The 23,282-nt window shown below is 67.3% G+C and carries 22 protein-coding genes; 1 reads left to right on the top strand and 21 read right to left on the bottom strand.

All coding sequences use genetic code 11. From position 1 onward, the window contains the following. Positions 1-4: 4 nt before the first annotated feature. From rpoN to M2421_RS00570, 21 genes are all read right to left on the bottom strand, one after another. Complete coding sequence (gene rpoN, locus M2421_RS00470; RefSeq protein WP_259202552.1) at positions 5-1,414, bottom strand: RNA polymerase factor sigma-54; 1,410 nt, start codon at positions 1,412-1,414, stop codon at positions 5-7. 276 nt (positions 1,415-1,690) lie between these two features. Then, positions 1,691-2,323 carry a response regulator transcription factor gene (locus M2421_RS00475; protein WP_256776975.1) on the bottom strand — a complete coding sequence of 211 codons (633 nt, stop codon included), beginning with the start codon at positions 2,321-2,323 and terminating at the stop codon, positions 1,691-1,693. 121 nt (positions 2,324-2,444) lie between these two features. Beyond that, entirely contained in the window at positions 2,445-3,044 is a 600-nt protein-coding gene (locus M2421_RS00480) for a PilZ domain-containing protein (RefSeq protein ID WP_259202553.1), read from the bottom strand. Further along, complete coding sequence (locus M2421_RS00485; protein ID WP_259202555.1) at positions 3,041-3,346, bottom strand: hypothetical protein; 306 nt, start codon at positions 3,344-3,346, stop codon at positions 3,041-3,043. The genes M2421_RS00480 and M2421_RS00485 overlap by 4 nt, the downstream gene beginning before the upstream one ends. Next, positions 3,346-3,762: a flagellar export chaperone FliS gene (gene fliS / locus M2421_RS00490; protein ID WP_259202556.1), complete on the bottom strand. Its 417-nt coding sequence runs from the start codon at positions 3,760-3,762 to the stop codon at positions 3,346-3,348. Before fliS ends, M2421_RS00485 begins: the two co-directional genes overlap by 1 nt. 133 nt (positions 3,763-3,895) lie before the next feature. Beyond that, positions 3,896-5,278 (bottom strand): flagellar filament capping protein FliD, encoded by a 1,383-nt coding sequence (fliD, locus tag M2421_RS00495; RefSeq protein WP_259202557.1) that lies wholly within the window; start codon positions 5,276-5,278, stop codon positions 3,896-3,898. Between the two features lie 447 nt (positions 5,279-5,725). Then, on the bottom strand, positions 5,726-6,886 hold the full coding sequence (locus M2421_RS00500; RefSeq protein ID WP_259202558.1) for a flagellin: 1,161 nt from the start codon (positions 6,884-6,886) through the stop codon (positions 5,726-5,728). A gap of 80 nt (positions 6,887-6,966) precedes the next feature. Then, positions 6,967-8,142 carry a flagellin gene (locus M2421_RS00505; protein ID WP_259202559.1) on the bottom strand — a complete coding sequence of 392 codons (1,176 nt, stop codon included), beginning with the start codon at positions 8,140-8,142 and terminating at the stop codon, positions 6,967-6,969. A gap of 71 nt (positions 8,143-8,213) precedes the next feature. Continuing rightward, entirely contained in the window at positions 8,214-9,380 is a 1,167-nt protein-coding gene (locus M2421_RS00510; protein WP_259202560.1) for a flagellin, read from the bottom strand. A gap of 807 nt (positions 9,381-10,187) precedes the next feature. Continuing rightward, complete coding sequence (flgL, locus tag M2421_RS00515) at positions 10,188-11,390, bottom strand: flagellar hook-associated protein FlgL (RefSeq protein WP_259202561.1); 1,203 nt, start codon at positions 11,388-11,390, stop codon at positions 10,188-10,190. Then, positions 11,387-13,267, bottom strand: coding sequence for a flagellar hook-associated protein FlgK (flgK, locus tag M2421_RS00520; protein ID WP_259202562.1), 1,881 nt, complete (start codon positions 13,265-13,267; stop codon positions 11,387-11,389). Before flgK ends, flgL begins: the two co-directional genes overlap by 4 nt. Before the next feature lie 8 nt (positions 13,268-13,275). Then, positions 13,276-14,505, bottom strand: a complete 1,230-nt coding sequence (gene flgJ / locus M2421_RS00525; RefSeq protein ID WP_259202563.1) for a flagellar assembly peptidoglycan hydrolase FlgJ — start codon at positions 14,503-14,505, stop codon at positions 13,276-13,278. Position 14,506: 1 nt separating this feature from the next. Continuing rightward, positions 14,507-15,622 carry a flagellar basal body P-ring protein FlgI gene (locus M2421_RS00530; RefSeq protein WP_259203515.1) on the bottom strand — a complete coding sequence of 372 codons (1,116 nt, stop codon included), beginning with the start codon at positions 15,620-15,622 and terminating at the stop codon, positions 14,507-14,509. Positions 15,623-15,665: 43 nt separating this feature from the next. Further along, complete coding sequence (gene flgH / locus M2421_RS00535; protein WP_259202564.1) at positions 15,666-16,358, bottom strand: flagellar basal body L-ring protein FlgH; 693 nt, start codon at positions 16,356-16,358, stop codon at positions 15,666-15,668. 23 nt (positions 16,359-16,381) lie between these two features. Then, the gene (flgG, locus tag M2421_RS00540; protein WP_256776987.1) at positions 16,382-17,167 is read right to left on the bottom strand and encodes a flagellar basal-body rod protein FlgG; all 786 of its coding nucleotides are present in this window, start codon (positions 17,165-17,167) and stop codon (positions 16,382-16,384) included. Between the two features lie 120 nt (positions 17,168-17,287). Beyond that, positions 17,288-18,040, bottom strand: a complete 753-nt coding sequence (locus M2421_RS00545) for a flagellar basal body rod protein FlgF (RefSeq protein ID WP_137189434.1) — start codon at positions 18,038-18,040, stop codon at positions 17,288-17,290. 32 nt (positions 18,041-18,072) lie between these two features. Continuing rightward, positions 18,073-19,296, bottom strand: coding sequence for a flagellar hook protein FlgE (gene flgE, locus M2421_RS00550; protein ID WP_259202565.1), 1,224 nt, complete (start codon positions 19,294-19,296; stop codon positions 18,073-18,075). 32 nt (positions 19,297-19,328) lie between these two features. Further along, the gene (locus M2421_RS00555) at positions 19,329-20,012 is read right to left on the bottom strand and encodes a flagellar hook capping FlgD N-terminal domain-containing protein (protein ID WP_259202566.1); all 684 of its coding nucleotides are present in this window, start codon (positions 20,010-20,012) and stop codon (positions 19,329-19,331) included. 26 nt (positions 20,013-20,038) lie between these two features. Further along, complete coding sequence (gene flgC, locus M2421_RS00560) at positions 20,039-20,446, bottom strand: flagellar basal body rod protein FlgC (protein WP_259202568.1); 408 nt, start codon at positions 20,444-20,446, stop codon at positions 20,039-20,041. Between the two features lie 3 nt (positions 20,447-20,449). Further along, positions 20,450-20,845: a flagellar basal body rod protein FlgB gene (gene flgB / locus M2421_RS00565; RefSeq protein WP_259202569.1), complete on the bottom strand. Its 396-nt coding sequence runs from the start codon at positions 20,843-20,845 to the stop codon at positions 20,450-20,452. Between the two features lie 622 nt (positions 20,846-21,467). Continuing rightward, entirely contained in the window at positions 21,468-22,418 is a 951-nt protein-coding gene (locus tag M2421_RS00570; protein WP_259202570.1) for a chemotaxis protein, read from the bottom strand. A gap of 105 nt (positions 22,419-22,523) precedes the next feature. Between M2421_RS00570 and flgA the strand changes: the two genes are divergently transcribed. Beyond that, a complete protein-coding gene (gene flgA / locus M2421_RS00575) occupies positions 22,524-23,174 on the top strand; it encodes a flagellar basal body P-ring formation chaperone FlgA (protein ID WP_259202571.1) in 651 nt (216 codons plus the stop codon). Positions 23,175-23,282: the final 108 nt, after the last annotated feature.

Raw genomic sequence — 23,282 nt, forward strand, 5'->3', positions numbered from 1 at the left:
TCCTTCAGCCCACCCGGGCCAATTGCGGGGTGCGGGCATGCATCCGGCGGCGTTCGCGGGCCGGGGCGATGTCCAGTTGTTCTCGGTATTTTGCAACGGTACGGCGGGCGATGTTGACCCCCTGGCGCGACAGCAGCCCGGCAATGGCCTCATCGGCCAGCGGCCGACCGACCGGCTCGGCATCGATCAGCCGGCGCACCATCGCCTTGACCGCCTGGCCGGAGACGCTGGCGCCTTCCAGCCGCACGGCGAAGAAGTGCTTCAGCTCCAGCGTGCCGCGCGGGGTCTGCAGGTACTTGCCGGTGGTGATGCGCGAGACCGTGGACTCGTGCATGCCGATCGCATCGGCCACTTCCTTCAGGGTCAGCGGCGCCATCGCTTCCTCGCCGCGGGTCAGGAACCCGGCCTGGCGTTCGATGATCACCCGGGTGGTGCGCAGCAGGGTGTCATAGCGCATCGACAGCCCACGGGTCAGCCAGCGCGCTTCCTGCAGCATGTCGCGCAGCGGCTGGGCGGCCTCGCCGGCGTCGGCCAGCGCGGCCTCGTAGCTGGCGTTGATGCCCAGACGGCGGCTGGTGGCCGGGTTCAGCGCCACGCGCCACTGGCCATCGGCGTGCCAGGCGATCACGTCGGGGATGACCACGCCGTTGTCGTCCGGGCGCAGGCTGTCGCCCGGGCGCGGCTGCAGCGACAGGATCAGCCGCACCGCTTCGTGGATGTCGGCGATCTCGGCGTCGAGCTGGCGCGACAGGGCCAGGTAGTCGTGCGCGGCCAGCGCGGCCAGGCCCTCGTCGAGCACGCGCTGGGCGAGGTGGCGGGCGGGCACGCGGCCGGGCAGGGCGCGCAGCTGCACGCTCAGGCATTCGTGCAGGTCCTGGGCGGCCAGCCCGGCCGGGTCGCCGTGCAGGATCTGCTGGCGCACCGCTTCCACCCCGGCGGCATCCACGTCGCACCGCGCGCTGGCCAGCAGCTGCAGCTGTGCCAGCGGGGCATCGAGGTAGCCAGCGTCGTCGCAATGCTCCAGCCAGAAACTGGCCACGGCCAGTTCGCGCGCATCCAGCTCCAGCGACAGGCGCTGCAGGGCGCGCAGCTGCGGGTCGCTGGATTCGTCGGCGGCGATGCGCTGCATGCGGTCGTCGTCGCCGTCCTGCCAGCTGGCGCCGGGCACGTCCCACATGGCGCTTTCGGGAAGCTCGTCGAAGGCGGCCACGTCCTGCACGGTCACGCTCTCGCTGGTGTCACTGGCCGGCGCCTCGGGCGCTTCTTCCAGTTCCAGCAGCGGGTTGGTTTCCAGTGCGCGGCGGATCTCCAGCTCGAGCTGCATGCCGTCCAGCTGCAGCAGCCGGATCGACTGCAGCAGTTGCGGCGTGAGGTGGAGCTGCTGACCCAGCTGGGTCGACATCGTCGGCTTCATGTGTTTTTCCCCGTCGCACCGACTCCCCGGTGCGTTATGGAACACATCTTGCTTCTGATATCCCGACGCCGTAATCGGGGGGTTCCTGAGTGCTGTCGTTGGTTTCCTGACGCTCCGTCAGGAAAACCCCTACATGACCCCGGACTTTTGACGCTGCCTGCGGCGGGAGCCCTTGTGTTTCCGTAGCCAAGGCGGCTGGGGGCGGTTCAAAAATCCGGCGGACCGCAGGCTGAAGCCTTCAGGGTGTCGGGGAACCGACGCATTGCCCGGGCCGGTTCACTCCAGCTCGTGCTGGTGGCGGGCGGCAAGCAGCAGCAGATCGTTGGCGCGGCGGCACCCCAGCGACTCCATCATGCGCGCGCGGTGGGTTTCCACCGTCTTGACGCTGATGCCCAGGTCGGCGGCGATTTCCTTGTTGCTCTCGCCGCGGCCGATCTGGCGCAGGATTTCGCGCTGGCGCGGCGACAGCGCCGCCACCCCGACCGGTTTTTCCTTGCCCAGCATGGGCGCCAGCATCTTGGCCGAGATCTGCGGGCTCAGGAATACCTGGCCGGCGTGGGCGGCCCGCAGGGCAAGTTCCAGCTCCTGCGGCGCGGCATCCTTGACCACGAAGCCGACGGCGCCACGGTCCAGCGCGTCGCGCACGTGCACGGCGTCGTCGTGCATGGTCATCATCACCACCCGGGTACCGGGGGCGCGCAGCAGGATGTCGCTCAGGGCTTCCAGGCCGGTGCGGCCGGGCAGCGAGAGGTCCATCAGGATCACGTCCGGGCTGTGCTGGATGGCCAGTTGCAGGGCCTGTTCGGCGTTGCTGGCTTCTGCGGCGACGTCCACGTCGGCAAAGCCCTGGAGCAGGCGGCTGAGGCCGGCGCGGACCAGGGTGTGATCGTCGACGATGAGAACGCGCACAGGCAGGGCTTCGGCAGATGTTAAGGCGGGGTGACCACCTTAACGGAGTGGCGGCCTACCGCCAAGCCGATCCCGTCACGGTAGTGCCTGCCGTTGGCCGGCAACCCGTCAAAAAATGGGCTCAGGGGTCCAGCGGACGGCGGTCGGCCAGGCGCGCCTGCGCGACCTGGCGACGGTGCAGGCGGAACAGGTGCCGTTCCAGCGCCATCTCCAGCGCATCGCTCATCGGCTCGAAACGCAGCCAGAGGAAATGCGCGCCGGCGCCGGTGGCCGCTTCGGCCAGCACGGAGACGGGCAGGTCGATATGGTCCGGCAGCCAGTCGCAGGGCTGCAGCCGGATCACGCCCAGGCTGCCAGCCGTCGCGCCGGTACGCATGCCCTGTTCCAGGCGGATGCCGCGCCGTGACCAGCGCAGCGGGCGCAGGTCCAGGTCCTGCGCGGTCTGCCGCACCAGCCGGCCGAGCAGCACCATGGTCAGGTCCAGCTTGGCCTCCAGGCGCTGCAGTTGCGCGGTGGCTTCGCCGCGCTCGTCGTGGCCGTCATCGCCGCGCGAATCTTCCACCAGGGCCACGCTGCGCAGCAGGGTCTCGGCGCTGCCCGGACGCACCACCGCGCTGCCCAGGCGGAACTCGGCCGGCAGCGCCACCTCGCAGCTCAGCGTTTCATCGAACAGCTCGCTTTCGGCCGGATGATGGATGGCGCTGGGCCGCAGCTCGCTCATGACAGGGATTCCGCGGTGAGGTAGGCATGCGCGGCGCGGTTGGCGGCAGCGCCCTTGCGCACGTGGCCGGCGGCCTCGTCGCGCTGGCTCATGATCATCACCATCAGGCGCTGCTGGCGGCTTTCCAGTGCGCGCAGGCCGGCAACGTCATCCAGCCCGCCGGGCTGGGCCAGCAGTTGGGTCTGGTCGGCGTGCAGGGTGTCCAGGCAGGTGCCCGCACGTGCGTGGTCACCGTCCAGCAACGCTGCTTCCAGCGTGTCCAGCGTGCTGTTGAGGTCGGCCAGGGTGGGCGCGGTGGCCATTACACGGCGGCCTGCGCGGGCGCGCGCTGGTCGCGCGGGATTGCATTCCAGGCCGCGTCGATCTCGCCCAGCAGCTCCAGCGACTCGCGCAGGGCCTCCGGATCGTTGTGCAGGTTGGCTTCGGTCAGGCGCTGCATGACGTAATCGTACAGGGCCGACAGATTGCCGGCGATCTCGCCACCGGCTTCATGGTCGAGCGAGCCGTTGAGATGCCCGACGATCGCGCACACCTCGCCGATCGCCTTGCCCTTGCGCGCCTGATCGCCACGTTCCAGGCAGGCCTGGGCCAGCCGCACGCGTTCGAGTGCACCGGCCAGCAGCAACGCCACCAGCTTGTGCGGGTCGGCGTCGATGATCGAGCTCTGCACGCCGACCTTGCGGTACTGCTCGGTGAATTGACGGTTTGAACCGTACATCAATCATGTCTCCTTCGTGCGGGGCCGCGTGCCTTGCGGGGTCTGCGGCACCGGGGTGGAGCCTGCGTTGGCTGCTGCGCTGGTACCAGTATCGGCAGCGTTCGCGCTTTACTTGAGCAGGCGGCCGTGTCGATCAACCGGCCAGCTGACTGAGCTGCGAGGTGAGCGACGACGTGGTCTGGCTCAGCTTGCCCATCAATGCATCCAGGGCCAGGAACTGCTTCTTGTAGCGTTCCTCCACGCCGGCCATGCGCACGTCCAGCGCCGCGCGGCGCTTGTCGATGTCGGTCAGGGTGGCGTTGATGCTCTTGGTGCGCGAAACAAAGGCGCCTTCCTTGCCAACGGTGGTGCTGACATAGCCATCCACCATGTTGAACAGCTTGGTAGCCGCGCCGTCATCACCGGTCAGCGCCTGCCGTACCGCACCGGCCTGGTTGACCAGCGCCGCCTCGAACTTGGTGGCATCCAGCACCAGGCTGCCGTCGGCGTTGGGATAGGCGCGGGTCTGCAGACCCAGCGTCTTCGGGTCCAGGCCGACCGCGGCCAGGTCCTTGAGCACGCCGCCCATCATCGAGCGCAACTGGCTGGAGGCGCCGCGCATCTGCGCATCGCCGGTCAGCGAGGAGGGCTCCTTGTTCTCGATGTCGTACTTGGTGGCGGTGTTGATCGCGCTGATCGCACCGTTGTAGGCGGTGACGAAGTCCTGCATCACCTTGCGTGCCGCCGCCACGTCGGTGCTGACGGTGACGGTGGTGTCGCCCTTCTTCTTGAGGTTGAGGGTCAGGCCGGGAACCACGTCGGTGACGGTGTTCTCGCTGGACACCACGTCCACCCCGTCGATGGTGAGCTTGGCATCGGCGGCCGGGGTGCGTTCGGTCAGGCTGTTGGCCAGTGCGGTCAGCTCGGCATTGCCGGCACCGGCGCTGAGCTTGATCGCATTGGCGGTGCCGGACTTCTCCTGCGACAACGACAGGTACTGGTTGTCGCCGGAGGCGATGAGGGTCGACTGTACGCCCAGGCTGCGGCCGGCCTTTTCGATCTTGGTGCGGATCGAGGACAGGGTGTCATCGGCCTCGACCTGGATCTCCAGCGTCTTCTTTTTGTCGCCCACGCCCACGTCCAGCGTCAGGGTGCCGGCGCCGAAGGTCTTGGTCTTGGGCACCGCCGTGTCGGCGATCCACTTGTTGGCCGTGGCCAGCTGGTCGACGTGGATGACATGGTTGCCGGTGGCCGCCGAATTGGTGCTGGTGACCGTCAGGATGTCGTCGGTGCCGTCCTTGGTCGCACTGACCAGGCGGGCGTCGAACGCGGTCGAGGCCTTCAGCGCCTTCAATGAGGTGCTCAGCAGGTCGAACGCGGACTTGACCGTGCCCACTGCCGACAACTGCATCTTGGCTTTGGACTGCTGCAGGTTGAGTGCGTTGTCCGAAGGTTTGCGGTCTGCCGCCACCAGGCTGGCGACCATGCCGGAAATATCCAGTCCGGAACCGATGCCGCCGTAACCAAAGTCAGCCACGTTGTATCTCCTGTCTGTGTGCCGCCGCGGCGTCGCCGCGTGGCCGTGCTGTCAACGAAGGTAGCGGCCGTAGCCGCCAGGTCTTTAGAACCACGTTGATGCAGGAGTTGTGCCAATGGCCTGGCGCGGAGAAATGGCACGCACTTTGCAGGGGCATAAGGGCGGGACGCAATGCAGGTCCGGCCGGTGGTCTGTAAAAAACCCTCCTCCAATGTAGAGGAGGGCTCAGGCTACTGAAAAGCGGGGGGAGACGAAGCCACCCGGGGAGTTCAGTCAAACAAACAGCGCTGATAACGGTTGGGCCGCAGGGGCGGGCCATGGCCACGGTGGATGTGGCGACCGGGAGAGAGTCCGGCCCATGGCCATGGCCCGTTCCTGCGCGACAGTTGGCTGTCTTGTCGGGGTTGCCCGCGCCGCCGGCCTTGGCCGGCGGCGTGGACGCGTGGATCAGCGCAGCAGGCTGAGCACGTTCTGCGGCACCTGGTTGGCCTGGGCCAGCATGGCCGTACCGGCCTGCTGCAGGATCTGGGTGCGGGTCAGCTCTGCGGTTTCCTTGGCGAAATCGGTGTCCTTGATGCGGCTACGCGACGCGGACAGGTTTTCCGAGGAGGTCTGCAGGTTGGCAACGACCGAGGTGAAGCGGTTCTGGATCGCACCGAGGTCGGCACGGGTGTTGTTGATCGAGCTCAGCGCCTTGTCAACGATTTCCAGCGCCTGCTGGGCACCCTTCACGGTGGACACGTCGATCTTGTCGGCGAACTGCTTGGTCGGGACCGTGGTGTTGCCGGCCAGCGTGATGTCGGTACCGCTCAGCTGCACGACGGCGCCGTCCTTGTCGACGCTGTCCTTGACCGAGGTCAGGGTCAGGGCGCCGGTGGTGGCATCGGCTTCGGCATAGATGCCGGTTTCGCCGATCTTGGCGTTGATGTGCGCGGCCAGCGACTGGCCGGCCTTGGCGGTGGTGGTCTCGGTCAGCTTCAGCTCGGCGAAGGACACCGTGCCCGACGCGCTGGTCAGGCTGAACGCGGCGACCGTCGAGGTGCCGTCGGCGGCGACCGTCGGGGCAGCGGCGGTGGCGGTGACGAACTGCGCGCCGCCCAGGGCGTCGGCCTTGGCGTCCACGACCTTGTCGATGGCGATGGCCTGGCCGGCGTTGGCGCCGACCTGGAACAGCTGGCTGGAGAACGAGCCGTCCAGCAGCTTGGTGCCGTTGAAGTCGGACTGCTTGGCGACGCGGTCGATTTCGCTGACCAGCTGGGTGACTTCGGCCTGCAGGGCCTTGCGGTCGCTGGCGGAGTTGGTGGCGTTGGAGGCCTGCACCGACAGTTCGCGGACGCGCTGCAGGTTGTTGCCGATTTCGGTCAGCGAACCTTCGGCGACCTGGGCCAGCGAGATGCCGTCGTTGGCGTTGCGGATGGCCACGTCGGTACCGCGGATCTGGGTGCCGAAGCGCTCGGAGATGGCCAGGCCGGCCGCATCGTCCTTGGCGCTGTTGATGCGCGAGCCGGAGGACAGGCGCTGGATGGTGGTGGCCAGGGAGCTGCCGCTGGTGCTCAGGTTGCGCTGAGCATTCAACGACATCGTGTTGGTGTTGATGACTTGTGCCATGGAAATTCCTTCAGGCGTGGGTGGTGCGTGAGACGTTGGAAGCGGCGCCGGTCAATCCGGCGCCGCCGGGCAGGCGTGGATCAGCGCAGCAGGCTGAGCACGTTCTGCGGCACCTGGTTGGCCTGGGCCAGCATGGCCGTACCGGCCTGCTGCAGGATCTGGGTGCGGGTCAGCTCTGCGGTTTCCTTGGCGAAATCGGTGTCCTTGATGCGGCTGCGCGACGCGGACAGGTTTTCCGAGGAGGTCTGCAGGTTGGCAACGACCGAGGTGAAGCGGTTCTGGATGGCACCGAGGTCGGCGCGGGTGTTGTTGATCGCACCCAGGGCCTTGTCGACGATTTCCAGGGCCTGCTGGGCGCCCTTCACGGTGGACACGTCGATCTTGTCGGCGAACTGCTTGCCGTCGGCCGGATCGGTGGCGGCGAAGCCGGCCAGGGTGCTGGCGATGTCCTGGAACGCGCCATCGGCGTCGACGCTGTCCTTGACCGAGGTCAGGGTCAGGGCGCCGGCGTCATCGGCTTCGGCGTAAACGCCGGTTTCGCCGATCTTGGCGTTGATCGCGGCAGCCACGGCCTTGCCGTTGGCGGCGGTGTTGGCAGCCACGTCACCCACGCTCTTGACGGTCTGCGCGGCGAAGTTGACCACTGCGCCCTTGCTGTCGGTGATGGTGAAGGCGGCGATATCGGTATCGGTATCGGCCACGCCGGCAATCGCGGTGGCGGTGCCGCTGGAGAACTGCGCGCCGCCCAGGGCATTGGCCTTGGCGTCCACGACCTTGTCGATGGCGATGGCCTGGCCGGCGTTGGCGCCGACCTGGAACAGCTGGCTGGAGAAGGAGCCGTCCAGCAGCTTGGTGCCGTTGAAGTCGGACTGCTTGGCGACGCGGTCGATTTCGCTGACCAGCTGGGTGACTTCGGCCTGCAGGGCCTTGCGGTCGCTGGCGGAGTTGGTGGCGTTGGAGGCCTGCACCGACAGTTCACGGACGCGCTGCAGGTTGTTGCCGATTTCGGTCAGCGAGCCTTCGGCGACCTGGGCCAGCGAGATGCCGTCGTTGGCGTTGCGGATGGCCACGTCGGTACCGCGGATCTGGGTGCCGAAGCGCTCGGAGATGGCCAGGCCGGCCGCGTCGTCCTTGGCGCTGTTGATGCGCGAGCCGGAGGACAGGCGCTGGATGGTGGTGGCCAGGGAGCTGCCGCTGGTGCTCAGGTTGCGCTGAGCATTCAACGACATCGTGTTGGTGTTGATGACTTGTGCCATGAGGAGAGGTCCTTGAGCAGTGCACGTACGATGGGTTAGACGCTCCTGACGTGCTTCAGGAGCGGCTCATGTCAGCGCTGCAACAGGCTGAGCACGTTCTGTGGAACCTGGTTGGCCTGGGCCAGCATCGCGGTGCCGGCCTGTTGCAGGATCTGGGTACGGGTGAGTTCCGCGGTTTCCTTGGCGAAATCGGTATCGCGGATGCGGCTGCGCGATGCCGACAGGTTTTCCGAGGAGGTCTGCAGATTGGCCACCACGGAGGTGAAGCGGTTCTGGATGGCGCCGAGGTCGGCGCGGACGCTGTTGACCGATTCCAGTGCCTTGTCGACGATTTCCAGCGCCTTCTGCGCACCGACGTAGGACGAGACGTCCAGGTCCTGCACGAAGCTGGAGGTGGCCGTGGCGGCAACCGAGCTGGGGGCGGCGACGGTGGAGTCGGCCAGGCCCAGCTGGGTGGCGCCGGTGATGACGAGGTCGCGGTCGGCCTGGACCGAGGTCAGCTTCAGGCGCTGGGTATCGGGGGTGCCGGCGGTGGTGACGACTTCGGCGTAGACACCGGCTTCGCCGATCTGGGTGTTGATCTGGGCGGCCGCGGAGGCGGCGAACTCGGCGGTGGTCTTGCCGCTGATCGTGCCGAGGGTGATGCCGTTGATGGTGACGCCGGTCAGGTCGGTGATGGTGGCGATGTCGGCGGTGCTGTCGACCGGGGGGGCAAACTTGGCGTTGCCCAGCGAGCTGGCCTTGGCGTCGACGACGCTGTTGATGGCGATGGCCTGGCCGGCATTGGCGCCCACCTGGAACAGCTGGCTGGTGAAGCTGCCGTCCAGCAGCTTGGTGCCGTTGAAGTCGGACTGCTTGGCGACGCGGTCGATTTCGCTGACCAGCTGGGTGACTTCAGCCTGCAGGGCCTTGCGGTCGCTGGCGGAGTTGGTAGCGTTGGAGGCCTGCACGGCGAGTTCGCGGACGCGCTGCAGGTTGTTGCCGATTTCGCTCAGGGAGCCTTCGGCGACCTGGGCCAGCGAGATGCCATCGTTGGCATTGCGGATGGCCACGTCGGTGCCGCGGATCTGGGTGCCGAAGCGCTCGCTGATGGCCAGGCCGGCGGCGTCGTCCTTCGCGCTGTTGATGCGCAGGCCGGACGAGAGGCGCTGGATGGTGGTAGCGAGCGAGCTGCCGCTGGTGCTCAGGTTGCGCTGAGCGTTGAGCGACATCGTATTGGTGTTGATTACCTGTGCCATGGGTCGTCTCCCTTATTGGAATCCCGGTGGTGAATGGAACGAAGCGCCGCCGATTTTTTTGTTTGGCTGTGTGCTTCGCTGTTGCCAAATGAATAACGGCGCTTTGTCAACAACCTTTAGGCGGAAATTTCGCTGAGGCTGTCTGGTGGGCCATCCGGGGCCATGGCGGGCTTGCCGGACATAAGGGTTAACGGCATGGAAAGCGGGAATTCAAGGGGTTTTTTGATGTTCATGGCCAGGTCTGGGGCCGGAGCCCGGAGCCCGGAGCCCGGAGCCCGGAGCCACAGCCACAGCAACAGCAACGGCAGAAGCATCAGGTCTGCCGCAGCTGGGGGAGGGCTGGCACGGGTGGGTTGGCGGGACACGCCGTAAATACGTCCTTGTAGGCTCGCATGCGCCATCCATGGCGCATGACGGTCCCGCCAACCCACCCGTGCCACCCCTTTGACAGGGGGCGGGTGCGCAAGGAAAGAGCCGTGTGAGTTGCTGGCTGGCGAACATGCTGTTCGTCGCTCTGTCGCTCTGTCGCGCTACCGCTCTACCGCTCTTCGGCTCTGCACAGGCCACCGGTCAACTGTCGAGGGCGGGGGTGTGTGGGTTCGCGGGACCGTCACACGCCATGGATGGCGTGTGCGAGCCCCCATGGATGGGTTTACGGCGTGTCCCGCGAACCCACACACCCCCGCCCAAACAGGAACAGCGGCAGACTGAGGCCGTTGCTTTGAAACGCTTTGAAGAAAAACGAAAAAAGCCGCGATGCTCAACGCATCGCGGCTTTTTGGCCATCCGGAGTGTCGTGTCGCGGTATCAGCGCAACACGTTGAACAACGACATCTGCTGCATCTGCGAGAACAGCGTCTGCGCGGCCTGGAGGGCAGTGCTCTCCAGCTGGTACTGACTGATCGCATCGGCGTAGTCCAGATCGCGCATCTGCGAGAGCGTGCTCTTGAGCGTCACCGTATTGGACTCGCGCATGTCCGCCGCATTGTCCAGCGCCTTCAACTGCGCACCACCGGCCGCACGCGAGTCGATCATCCGCTCCGAGGCCCGCGCAACGTCACGCAGACCGCTTTGCAGCAGATTCTGCTGTGCCGCCGACTTGGCCGCGCTGCCGGTGTCCATTTTCAGCGACCCGATCAGACTGTCCAACGTGCTGAAGATATCCCGGCTCGTCGCCGGACTGACCTCGAAGGTATCGCCGGCCGCCGGCTTGCCGTCGATGTGCAGACGTACCCCGTTGAGCACCAGATCGTCGCCCGCCTTCATCGTCCCGGTGGACACCACCGTACCGCCGGCATCCAGCAGCTCGTACTGGTCTTCGGCGGTGAAGCGCACACTGAAGCCCTGGCCGTTCCAGCTGTCGCTGCCGTCGCGGGTCACGTTGGTCAGCACGCCCGTGCCAGTGTTCGCCGTGCTGGCCGCCCCATCCACGTGCCCATCGCCCGTACCGATCCGCAGGAAAATCTCGCTGCCGGGCAGGGCATCGAGCACGTACGTGTCCGGCCCGACCTCGACCTGGCGCTGGTTCTGGTCGCCGTTGTAGACCACCTTGCCATCGATCTGGCTGAACGGCGGGCTGTCATCGGCCGTCCCGCCGAACAGATAGCGCCCGGTGCCGTCGGTGCTGTTGGCCAGCGCCAGCAGGTTGCCGCGGATCGCCTCGATTTCGGTCACCATCGACTGCTTGTCCGACGCCGCCAGCGCCGGGTTGTTGGCGTAAATCGTCAATTCGGTGATGCGCCCCATCATGTCGCCGACCTGGGCCAGCGCGTTTTCCTGCAGGCCCAGCCGGTTCTGCACGTTGCCCGCGTTGAGCTGCATGCGGTCCAGCGAGGCCAGGGTGCGGTCCAGGCCCACGGCGGCGCCGGAGGCGACCGGGTCGTCCTTGGCGGTCACCAGCCGGCGGCCGGTGGCGATCTGCTGTTCCAGGTGGCTCATCTTGGCCTGCTTGGCCATCATCAACGACACCGACTGCTGGAACATCATCCCGGTGGAAATGCGGCTGTTCATCGGCTCACGGCTCCGAGGATGGTCTGGAACATGTTGTCGGCGGTGGAGATCAGCTGCGAGGCGGCCTGGTAGGCCTGCTGCAGGCGCAGCATGTCGGCTGCTTCCTCATCCAGGTTGACCCCGGAGATCGAATCGCGCGCGGACTGCGCCTGGTCGGTGATCACCTGCTGGGCCTGCAGCGAGTAGTCGGCCGAGCGTGCCGCCGCGCCGACCTGGGTGGTCAGGCCACCGAGCGCGCCGCTGAGGGTGACGGTGCCGTCGTTGAACGTCTTGGCCTGTTCCACCTTGGCCAGCAGCAGGGCGTTGCTGTTGTCCGAGGATCCGGCCGGGGTCGGACCGATGCTGAAGGTGTCGCCGGTCTTGGGCGCACCATCGAGCACGAAACTCCAGCCGTTGGCGCTGATGGTCTGGCCGGCGGTGTACGTGAACGGACCGGTGCCGTCGAGGGTGTACTCGGTGGCGCTGGTGAACACGATCGCCGCCGGAGTGCGCAGCGCCGCGTTGGTGTGGTCGGTCACCTTGACCCCGGTGAGCTTGCCGGTGCCGGTGTTGGTCAGGGCGGCGGTGCCCTTGATCGGGGCGGCCGCGGCAATGCGCGAGGTGTCGGTGATCGCCACCGACAGGGTGCCGGCCACGCCTGCGGTGGGCTGCAGCAGCATGCGGTCGTTCACCGCCGGAGTGCCGGTCATCACCAGTTCCACCCCGTTGATCACCAGCGGGTCGGTGGCGCTGCCGGTACCGGTCATCGGGATCGCCGCGCCGGTGTCGGCGCGGGTCGCCTGCCACTGGGTGCCGTCAAACTTGAGCAGCACGTTCTGCCCGTCCAGCTTGGACAGGTCGCCGAAGCTGGCGGTCATGCTGGCGGTGCCGGTGTTGTTGGCGTTGCCGGTGATGCGCGGGCTGCCGATGTTGAAGAAGTCCCCACCCAGGTTGCCGTACAGGTCCGCGCCCTGGCGGTGCACATCGTTGAAGCTGCTGGCCATGCCGACGGCCAGCTTGCCCAGTTCGGCCTGGGTCGGCGTCAGCACCGTATCGCGGAACTCCAGCAGGCCGCCGATCTGGCCGCCAAGCGTCTTGGGTTCCAGGGTGATTTTCTGGCCGGCGCTCTCCAGCGCGAGCTGCAGGCGCTCGGGCATGTACGGATCGGCCACGGTGGTGACCTTGGAGGCAGTGGTGCCCACCACCAGCGCCTGGCCACCGGCGGTGTAGACATTCATCACGCCGCCGTCCTGCATCACCGCGTTGCCACCGGTGTAGCCGACCAGGTTGGCGATCAGCGCATCGCGGCGATCCAGCAGGTCCGGCGCGGCGTTGGCCGCGTTGCCGCCGATGCTGCCGTTGAGCTGGGCGATCTCCTTGGCCAGCCGGTTGATCTCCGACGCGCCGGCGATGAGGCCGTTGTTGACCTCCCCGTTGAGCGTATTGAGCTGGCCGTTGAGCTGCTGGAAGCGGCCGGCCAGGGTCTTGCCGCCGTCCAGCATGTTCTGCCGGTCGGCCGTGCCCGAGGCATTGGAGGACAGGCCGCTGACGGTGTCGAAGAAGCTCGACCAGACCCCGGATACGTTGGTGGCGGTATCGGAGAACATCGCATCCACACGGTCGGCCATGCTCGACAACTGCTTCAACCGCGCCAGTTCGCCACTGCCATCGAGCAACCGCGAGATCGCCAGCTGGTCGGCCACCCGGCGGATGTCGGTGATGCGGGTGCCGTTGCCGACGTCGCCATAGCCGACGTTCTGCGGATTGGCGGTGGCGAAGTCGACCTTCTGCCGGCTGTAGCCGGGCGTATTGATGTTGGCGACGTTATGGCTGGTGGTCGCCAGCGCCCGCTGGAAGGCGAGCAGGGCGCTGGTGCCGGTGGAAAGTACGCTGGACATGGATTACCTCAACGACGGATGACACCCAGCCCGGTCGGGCTGGCGGTGCTGGCAAAGGTCTGGCCCAGGCGCTGGCTGGCATCGCCCACGGCGGCGATGGCGCGCTCGATGGTCGGGCCGCCGGCGATCGCGGCGATCTTCGCCGCGTAGCTGGGATCGGTGGCGTAGCCGGCCTTCTGCAGGCCCTGCGCGAAGCCGCGGACGTCGCCGCCGGCCTGCAGCGCGTTCTGGTAGCGCGGGCTGTTCTTGAGCAGCTTCACGTAGTCGGCAAAGCTGTCGCCGACCGAGGTGTAGGCGCGGAAGCTGGCCGTTTCATTGCGACGCACGCCGTCCACGTATTCATGGGTGCCGCTGCTGGCGCGCTCGCCGCTCCAGCCGGTGGCCTTGATCCCGAACAGGTTGTGCGAGCTGCCGCCACCGTTGCGCTGCACCAGCTTGCGGCCCCAGCCGGTTTCCAGCGCGGCCTGGGCGACCAGCGCCTTGGCGTCCACGCCGAGTTCGCGCGCGGCCTGCTGGGCGTGGTTCCAGATGCTGGCCACGAAGCCTTCCGGCGTGTGCGGGCCGAGCTGGGCGGCGGCGGTACTGGCGGCCAGCGTATCCACCGCGCTGGGCCCGCGCGGGGCGGCGCTGTCGTTGACGCCGCTCCAGCGGTCGTTGGCCAGCGCGGCCCAGTTCTCCTGGGTGGGATCGGTGACGCCCGGGGTGGCCGAATACGGATCGCTGCGCCCGAGCGCCTCGTGCATCTGGCTGCTTTCGCGGCCGGCGATCAGGTCCAGCGCGCGCTCCATCGGCTGCAACACCGCCGACGGGTCGGCGCCGCGCAGCTGCTGCAGCATCTCCACCTCGCTCGGCGCGCCGGCCGGCGTGGCCGAGGCCGGCAGCGCCATCGGCGCAGCGGCCGGCGCATTGAGCCGGTAGGCGCGCAACGCCGCGGCCGGGTTCAACGCGGTGTCCGTCGGCTTGGCCGCATCGGCCTCGGCGCCGCCGAGCTGGCGGGTGATCATCGCCGACAGGCCCAGGCCGCGGCCACGGGTCATGGCCTCGGCGATCTTGTGGTCGTACATCTCGCGGAACATGGTGTTTTCGGCGGGGAACAGCGAGTCGCCAAAGCTGGCATCGCGCATGCTCTTGACCAGCATCTGCGCGAACTGGCCTTCCAGCTGGCGCGCCACCTTGTCCACCTTGGCCGGGCTGTTGGCCTGGGCCGGATTGAGTTCCAGTGCCGGAGTAATGCGCATGTCAGATCACCTCGAGTTCGGCGCTGAGCGCACCGGCCTGCTTGAGGGCTTCCAGGATGGCGATCAGGTCGCCGGGGGCAGCGCCCACCGCATTGACCGCGTGCACGATCTCATCCAGCGTGGTGCCGCCGGTGAACTTGAACATGCGGCTGCCATCGTTGGTGGCGGTGATGGTGGACTGCGGGGTGGCCACGGTCTGGCCATTGCCGAACGCGTTGGGCTGGCTGACGTTGGTGTTCTCGTTGATGGTCACGGTGAGCGAGCCATGCGAGATGGCCGCCGCGCCCACGCGCACCTGCGAGCCGATCACCACCGTGCCGGTGCGGGCGTTGACCACCACCTTGGCCGGCGCGCTGCCGGGGGTGAGTTCCAGGTTCTCGATGCGGGCCAGCAGGCCGATGCGTGCGCCCGGGTCGCTCGGCGACTGCACCGACACCGTCACGCCGTCGATCGCACGCGCGGCGCCATCGCCGAAGGCATTGTTGAGCGCGGCGACCATGCGCGAGACCGTGGTGAAGTCGTTCTTGTGCAGGTTCAGGGTGATGTCGCCGCCGCCGTTGAACACGTCCGGCAGCGCACGTTCGACCGTGGCGCCATTGGGAATGCGGCCCACGCTGGGCACGTTCACCGAGACGCGCGAGCCGTCCTTGCCCTGCGCACCGAAACCGCCGACCACCAGGTTGCCCTGGGCGATGGCGTAGACCTGGCCGTCGGCGCCGCGCAGCGGGGCCATCAGCAGCGAGCCTCCGCGCAGCGAGACCGCGTTGCCGATCGAGGACACGGTAATGTCGATGGGCTGGCCCGGCTTGGCGAACGGCGGCAGCTCGGCGTGGATCGCCACGGCGGCCACGTTCTTGAGCTGCGGATTGACGTTGGCCGGCACGTTCACGCCCAGCTCGCCCAGCAGGTTCTTCAGGCTCTGCACGGTGAAGGGCGCCTGGCTGGTGCGGTCGCCGCTGCCATCCAGGCCGACCACCAGCCCGTAGCCGACCAGCGCGTTGGTGCGCACGCCGCCCACCTGGGCCAGGTCCTTGATGCGCTCGGCCGAGGCCGGTGCCACCACGGCGAAGGTCGCCAGCAGGACCGCCAGCGCATGCACCACGTAGGGCGACGCCATGCGTCGCTGCCCGAACAGGGAAAAGGAAAGGGTCATGTCAGGCTCAGAACGGCGTCAACGCCGAGTTGAAGAAACGGCTCAGCCAGCCCATCGCATTGGATTGGGCCACCGGGCCGCGGCCGCCGTAGACGATGCGGGCATCGGCAACGCGGCTTGAGGGAATGGTGTTGTCCTGGGAGATGTCCGCCGCACGCACGATGCCCTGCACCTGCACCAGTTCATCGCCCTGGTTGAGCCGCAGGTTCTTGGCGCCCTGGACCACCAGATTGCCGTTGGGCAGGCGCTGGATCACCGTGACCGTCACGTTGCCCACCAGGCGGTTGCTCTGCGCGCTGGTGCCCTTGCCGGTGAAGTCGCGCGAACCGGCCGCGCTCGCGGCCAGGATGTCCTTGCCGCCCAGGGTGACCGGCGCGCCAAACAGGGTCGGGGTGCCGATGCTCAGCTCCGATTCCTTGGCGGTGGTGGTATTGGCGGTGGTCTGCGCGGTGGTGTTTTCGGTCAGGGTGATGGTCAGCAGGTCGCCCACGTCGCGTGCGCGCCGGTCCGAGTACAGCTGCAGGCCCGGGCCGGCGGCGTAGATCGCGCCGGCGGTGGCCGGCGCGGTGGGCGCCACGATCGGGGTGATCGGCGCCATCGCCGGGTAGGGCCGCACATCGCCGGCGATGACACAGCCGCCGAGCAGGGCGACCAGGGCGCTGGCGAGCGACAGACGGAGGGTAAGGGGCAGGGGCGACATGGCAGGGTTCCCGGTTCGACCGATCAGACGTTCTGGTTGAGGTAGCCGAGCATCGCGTCGGTGGTGGAGATCGCCTTGGCGTTCATTTCGTAGGCGCGCTGGGTTTCGATCATCGACACCAGCTCCTCGACCACGTTGACGTTGCTGCCTTCCAGCGCGCCCTGGACCACGCTGCCCAGCCCATTGAGGCCGGGGTTGCCGTTCTGGGCGGGACCGGAGGCGGTGGTTTCCAGGAACAGGTTTTCCCCGCGGGCCTGCAGGCCCGCCGGGTTGACGAAGTCGGTGAGGGTCAGCGCGCCGATTTCCACCGAGGCGGCGTCGTCGGCCATCTTCACGCTGATGGTGCCGTCGGTACCGATGGTCAGCGACTGCGCGCCTTCGGGAATCTGGATGCCCGGCTGCACCGGGTAGCCGCTGTTGGTCACCAGCTCGCCGTCCTGGTTGCGCTGGAAGGAGCCATCGCGGGTATACGCCGATGAACCATCGGGCATCTGCACTTCGAAGAAGCCGCGGCCATTGACCATCACGTCCAGCGCGCGACCGGTCTGCTGCTGGCTGCCCTGTTCGAAGTTCTTCGACGTGGCGACCACGCGCACGCCGGTACCCAACTGCAGGCCGGTGGGCAACTGGGTCTGCGCCGAGGAGGAACCGCCCGGCTGCCGCACCTGCTGGTACAGCAGGTCTTCGAAGCTGGCACGGTCCTGCTTGAAACCGGTGGTGTTGGTGTTGGCGAGGTTGTTGGAAACCACCGACATGCGCGTCTGCTGCGCATCCAGTCCGGTCTTGGCGATCCACAATGCCTGGTTCATGGCGATGTTCCTTTGAATGATGCGGGTGGCCGCCCGGGGCGGCCGTTACAGGGGGGCGATGCATGGGCCGTGCCAGAACCGCGCCAGAATTACGGCGGTGCCTGCTCAGCCCGGTCCGGGTCAGCCGCCCAGGCGCAGCAGGCTGTTGGCGCTGCGGGCGTTGTCGTCGCCGTGCTTGATCACCTTCACCTGCATTTCGTACTGCCGCTGCAGCTGGATCATCTGCACCAGCGCGCCGGCGGCATCCACGTTGCTGCCTTCCAGCTGGCCGCTTTCCAGCGACTTGCCCTGGGCCTGCACGAACGGCTGCTGCGGGTCGGTGTTGCGCATCAAGCCGTCCAGGCCGCGCTCCAGGCGTTCATCGGCCGCCGCGACCACGCGGATCCGGCCGATGTTGGCCATGGTCTGCGGGCCTTCGCCCAGCGGAATGATCGAGATCGTGCCGTCGTTGCCGATGTCCATCGCCTGGTGCGGCGGAATCGCGATCGGCGCGCCGTTCTCGTCCAGCACCGGATGGCCGCCGGCGGTCACCAGCTGGCCATTGGGCGTGATCGAGAGCGCCGCACCCCGGGTATAGGCCTCGCCGCCGCCGGCCGGTGCCTGCACCGCCAGCCAGTTGCCCGACTGCAGCGACAGGTCCAGCGGGTTGCCGGTGATCTGCTGCGCGCCCATGCGGCGGTTGAAGCCGGCATCGACGTGCAGGGCGTCCACGCGCGAGGCGTAGCCGGTGCCCTTGATCGGGAAGGCCTCGGTATTGGCGAGGGCTTCCTTGAAGCCAGGGGTATCGGTGTTGGCCAGGTTGTGCGAGAGCGTGCCCTGTGCCTGCAGCGAGGCACGTGCACCGGTCATCGCTACGTAGAGCGCCTTGTCCATCGTCTTGGTCCCGTGATGCGGTCAGTGGCTCATCAACGGATGTTGATGATGGTCTGGGTGATCTGGTCCATGGTGGAGACCATCTGCGAGTTGGCCTGGAAGTTGCGCTGGGCGGTGATCATGTTGACCAGCTGCTCGGTCAGGTCGACCGTGGAGGCTTCCAGCGACCCGGCCTGGACCTTGCCCAGGTTGGAGCTGTCCGGTGCGCCGGTACGCGGGGTGCCCGAGCTGAAGGTTTCCACCCACAGGTTGTTGCCCTTGGCTTCCAGGCCCTGCGCGTTGTTGAAGGTGGTCAGCGCCACCTGGCCCAGCGGCTTGTCGTCGCCATTGGAGTAGCGCGCGTAGACCACGCCTTCTTCGGACACGGTGACTTCGTTGAGCTTGCCGGCGGCGTAGCCGTCCTGCTGGGTGTTGCGCAGGGCGAACTTCTCGCCGTACTGGGTGGACCCGCTGATGTCCAGGGTCAGCGCCAGCTGGCCAGCGCCGGTGCTGGGGGTGAACGGGGCCAGGGTGATCTGGCCGTTGGTCGGGGCGGTCAACGCGCCGGCGTTGTTGAAGGTCAGCGTGCTGACGCCGCCGGCGGCCTGGCCGTCGACATAGTTGTAGACCTGCCATTCGTTCGGGTTGGCGGTCTTGACGAAGTACGACGTCTGGGTGTGGCTGACGCCCAGCGAGTCGTAGACGGTGATGCCGCCGGTGGACTGGCTGTAGCTGTTGGAATCGGTCGGGTCGAACACGTTCACCGTCGGCACCTTGGCGTCGGCCGGCAGGGTGAAGCTCACGTTGACCTTGCTGGTCTGCTTGGGCGGGCTGTCGGTGGTGAGCAGCTGCAGGTCGACCAGGCGGCCGGCGTCGAAGCTGGTGCCATCGGCGTTCGGCGCGAACACCTGCAGGCGCGCGCCCTGCGGGTTGGTCACGTAGCCGGCCTGGTCGGTCTGGAAGTTGCCGGCGCGCGAATAGACGCGGGCACCGTTCATGGTCATGGTGAAGAAGCCCTCACCGGAAATGGCCATGTCCAGGCTGCGCCCGGTCTGTTCGTTGTTGCCCTGCGAGAACTGCTGGGCCACGTTGGTCAGGCGCACGCCCGAGCCGACCGCGTTCTTGGACAGGCCGTAGCTGGTGGCCGAGAACAGGTCGGCGAACTCGGCGCGCGATTCCTTGAAGCCGGTCGTGTTGACGTTGGCGATGTTGTTCGCGGTGACGTTCAGATCGGCATTGGCGGCGTTGATGCCGGACAGCGAGATGTTGAAGCCCATGGGATTGCTCCTGGTATGCGGGGTAGGGCGGCTCAGCTGATGCGGAGCACGTAGTCGATGGGGGCCGTACCGAGGCCCTTGAGGTTGAGGTACAGCCCGTCCGAACCGACCGTGACGCTTTCCACGGGCGCTTCAACGTAGGTGTTGACCTTGCTCTGGGCACCGGCGCTGTCGGTGAAGGTGGCGGCGATGGTGTAGCTGCCCGGCGCCATGCGGTTGCCGTTGGCATCCTTGCCATCCCAGTCGAAGGTCACTTCGCCGGCGGCCTTGGCTTCCACGCTGATGGTGTTGACCTTGACGCCGTTGGCGTCGGTGATCTCCACGTTGACGTAGCCGGCCCCGGAGGCAGCGACCATGCCGCTGGTCGTGCCTTCGGCCTCCAGCTGCCACTTGGTCGAGGGCACCAGCACGTCGTGACCGACCAGCGCGGCACCGCGCAGGATCTGGTCGCTGGACATCTGGTCCTGGAAGCCCTGTACCGTGGTGTTGAGGTCGGTGATGCCCTGCACCTGGGACAGCTGCGCCATCTGCGCCACCATCTGGGTGTTGTCCATGGGCTTGAGCGGGTCCTGGTGCTGCAGCTGCTCGGTCATCAGGCGCAGGAAATCGGCCTGGTCCAGGGTGCTCTTCTTCTTGCTGGTGTCGCTGTTGGGCGCATTGAGGCCCAGCGCGGTGTACACATCGCTGTTCTGGCCAACGCCGGAAGTGGTGCTCATGACGGTAAGTCCTGTGGGGGCGAGGGTCAGCGACCCATGGTCAGGGTGGCCAGCGCCAGTTCCTTGGCGGTGGTCAGCATTTCCACGCCGGCCTGGTAATTGCGCGAGGTGGAGATGAGGTTGACCATCTGCGCGACCGGGTCGACGTCGGGCTGGTAGATGTAGCCGTCGCCGTCGGCCAGCGGATGACCGGGCTCGTAGCGCTTGATCGGCGCTGCGTCGCTCTGGCTGATTTCCTTGACCTGGACGGTGGTGATGTTGGGATCGGTGCGGCTGGTGACCGACTGGAAGATCGGCTCCAGCGGCTTGTAGACGGCCTGCGCCGAACCGGCGACGGTGTCGGCGTTGGAGAGGTTGGAGGCGATGGTGCTCATGCGCACCGACTGGGCCTGGAGGGCGGAGCCGGCGATATCGAAAATGGGCAGGTTGCTCATGGCTTATTGGCCCGTGATGGCGGTGAGCATGGAGCGCACCTTGGATTCGACGAAGCTGAGCGAGGCGCGGTATTCCAGCGCGGCGCGGCCGTAGGCGGCCCGTTCGGCGTCGGGGTCGACGGTGTTGCCGTCGATGCTGGGCTGCACGCCTTCCTTGGTGATCTGGAAGGGGTTGAGGCCGCCGCCGATGGCGTAATGCTGCTCGTTGGTGGTTTTCATCAGGCCATTGCTGTCCAGGCCCTGGGCATTGCGCAGGGCGGCATCGAAGTCGAGGTCCTGGGCCTTGTAGCCGGGGGTGTCGGCATTGCTCAGGTTGCTGGCGATGAGCTTCATCCGCTGCTCGCGCAACGGCATGGCCTGGGCATGGACCCCCAGATAGTCGGAAATCAGATTGGGCATGGCACGCTCCCACGGGACGATGGTGGGAGTGGTGCAAGGGCTGTGCCAGTCTGCGATTTGCCGCCACGCCTGCCGCCACCGACCCTCGCCAGGACACGCTTGCGTCGTCGGACAGGAAGCCCACAGCCTGCGGAGGGGGTAGAGCCGACCGTTGGTCGGCTGAAGCCCCATGAACCCCAACGTTCAAGCACACCCACCGGCCGAGCGCCCTGAACCCCTGCCGGGACACGCCGTGAACCCCGCTCCGCGCCCCGGCCCGGCTGCTGGCGGCTGCGCGTTGGAAGCGCCGGGCCATCCCAGGCTGAACCACCGCCGCGCCCACAAAAAAGCCCAGCGGAGCGCTGGGCTTGATGAACCGACAAAGCCGAGCCATGCCCGGCTGCGCCTGGACACCGGTAGAGCCGAGCCATGCTCGGCTGCTCCTGGACACGGGTAGAGCCGAGCCATGCCCGGCTGCTCCTGGACACGGGTAGAGCCGAGCCATGCCCGGCTGCGCCTGGACACCGGTAGAGCCGAGCCATGCTCGGCTGCTCCTACTCAACGCTCACAAGATAACCAGGGCGCCGCCCCATCCACCCCGTCCCACAAACGGTATGCCAACCGCCGCTACTCACCCGGACAATCAGGCCGCCAGCGCCACCTTCCGCAACCGGTCCAGCACGAAATCGGCCAACTCATGCGGCGAATACTTGGCCACGAACGCGTTGGCGCCCACCCGCTCGACCATCGCGTTGTTGAACACGCCCGACAGCGAGGTGTGCAGCAGCACGTACAGCCCCGCCAGGCCCGGGTGGCGACGGATTTCCGTCGTCAGCGTGTAACCGTCCATCGCCGGCATCTCGATGTCCGAGATCACCATCGCGTAGCGCTCGGCCGGGTTCTCGCCCGAGGCATGGATCTGCAGCAGGTGGTCCAGCGCCTGCTTGCCGTCCGACAGCAGGGTCGCCCCCACCCCCAACTGGTCCAGCACGCTGCGGATCTGCTGACGGGCCACCCGCGAGTCGTCCACCACCAGCACCTGCAGCTGCGGCCCATCCGTGGGCAGCGCCTGCGCCAGGGACGGGTCCAGCACTGCCTCGCCACGCACCTGCGCGATATCGGCCAGCACGCTTTCCACGTCGATCACCTGGATCAACTCGCCCTGGAACCGCGTCACCGCAGTCAGATAGCTCGATTCGGCGCCCAGTTCCGGCGGCGGGTGGATATCCTCCACCGCGATGTTGACGATGCGTTCCACCCCGCTCACCAGGAAGCCCTGGATCGACCGGTTGAACTCGGTCACCACCAGGTAGCCCGGCGCCTTGTCGGCGTTCGGTTCGCGTTCGGGGTGGCCGATCGCCAGCCCAAGGTCCAGCACCGGCACCGAGCGGCCACGCACATCGGCCACGCCGGCGAACTGGCTGGGCAGCCCGGGCACCTGGAACAGGTCCGGGCGGCGCAGGACTTCCTGCACCTTGAACACATTCACGCCAAAAAGCTGGCGTCCGCCGAGCCGGAACAGCAGCAGGGCCAGACGATTGTGGCCGGCCAGGCGCGTACGCTGGTCGATGCGGTTGAGCAGGTCATGTGACATGGGAGTGGTATCGGCGCCAGCCCCGCCGACTTGAGCGCGCCGCCGCGCCGATTCCGGCACGGCCCTTGCAGGACGCTGCACATGTGCCTTGCCCGTGGAGTCGCCATGCGTTGGATCATCCTTGCCGTGTTCGCCCTGGCCACGCTGCCCGCGTCCGCCGCCGGCGGTTGGCAGCCGGTGGACAGCATCCGCGCCGCCGCGCTGTCTACCCTGCCGGCCGGGACCGAGGGCGACACCACCCTGGATTCCGCGCTGCGCCTGCCGGCCTGCGGCCAGGGCTTGCGTGCCCAGCCCACCGGCACCAGCACCGTGGAAGTCAGCTGCCCGGATGCCGGCGGCTGGCGCCTGTTCGTTCCGGTCAAGGTGCGCCGCAACCAGACCGTACTCATCCTCAACCGGGGCATCAGCGCTGGAGAAACCCTGGCCGCCGCCGATATCACCACTGCCCAGCGTGACGTGGCCCGTATCGCCGGCGCCGCGCTGGCCGATCCGGCCGCCGCGGTCGGGCGGGTGGCCCGGCGTACACTCAGTGCCGGCAGCCTGCTCTCGGCCAACGACCTGGTCGCCCAGCGCCTCGTGCGCCGTGGCGACAACGTGGCGCTGGTGTCGCGGTTGGGGGGCGTGGAGGTGCGGGTCGCGGGCAAGGCCATGGCCGACGCCGGCGAGAACGAGCGGGTGTCGGTGGAAAATCTGTCCTCGCGGAAGATCGTCCAGGGCACCGTGGCCGCCAACGGCGACGTTTTTGTGACGCGTTGAGCACAATGCTGAACCCGCGGCGGAATGTGCCAAAAAAACCGCAGAATCCCCTAAAGATGGCGGTCTCCATGCCGTTATCCCTTGTGAACCGTACTTCCAGGACAACTC

Source organism: Stenotrophomonas sp. BIGb0135, assembly GCF_024810105.1.
GTDB classification, from domain to species: Bacteria; Pseudomonadota; Gammaproteobacteria; order Xanthomonadales; family Xanthomonadaceae; genus Stenotrophomonas; species Stenotrophomonas maltophilia_AB.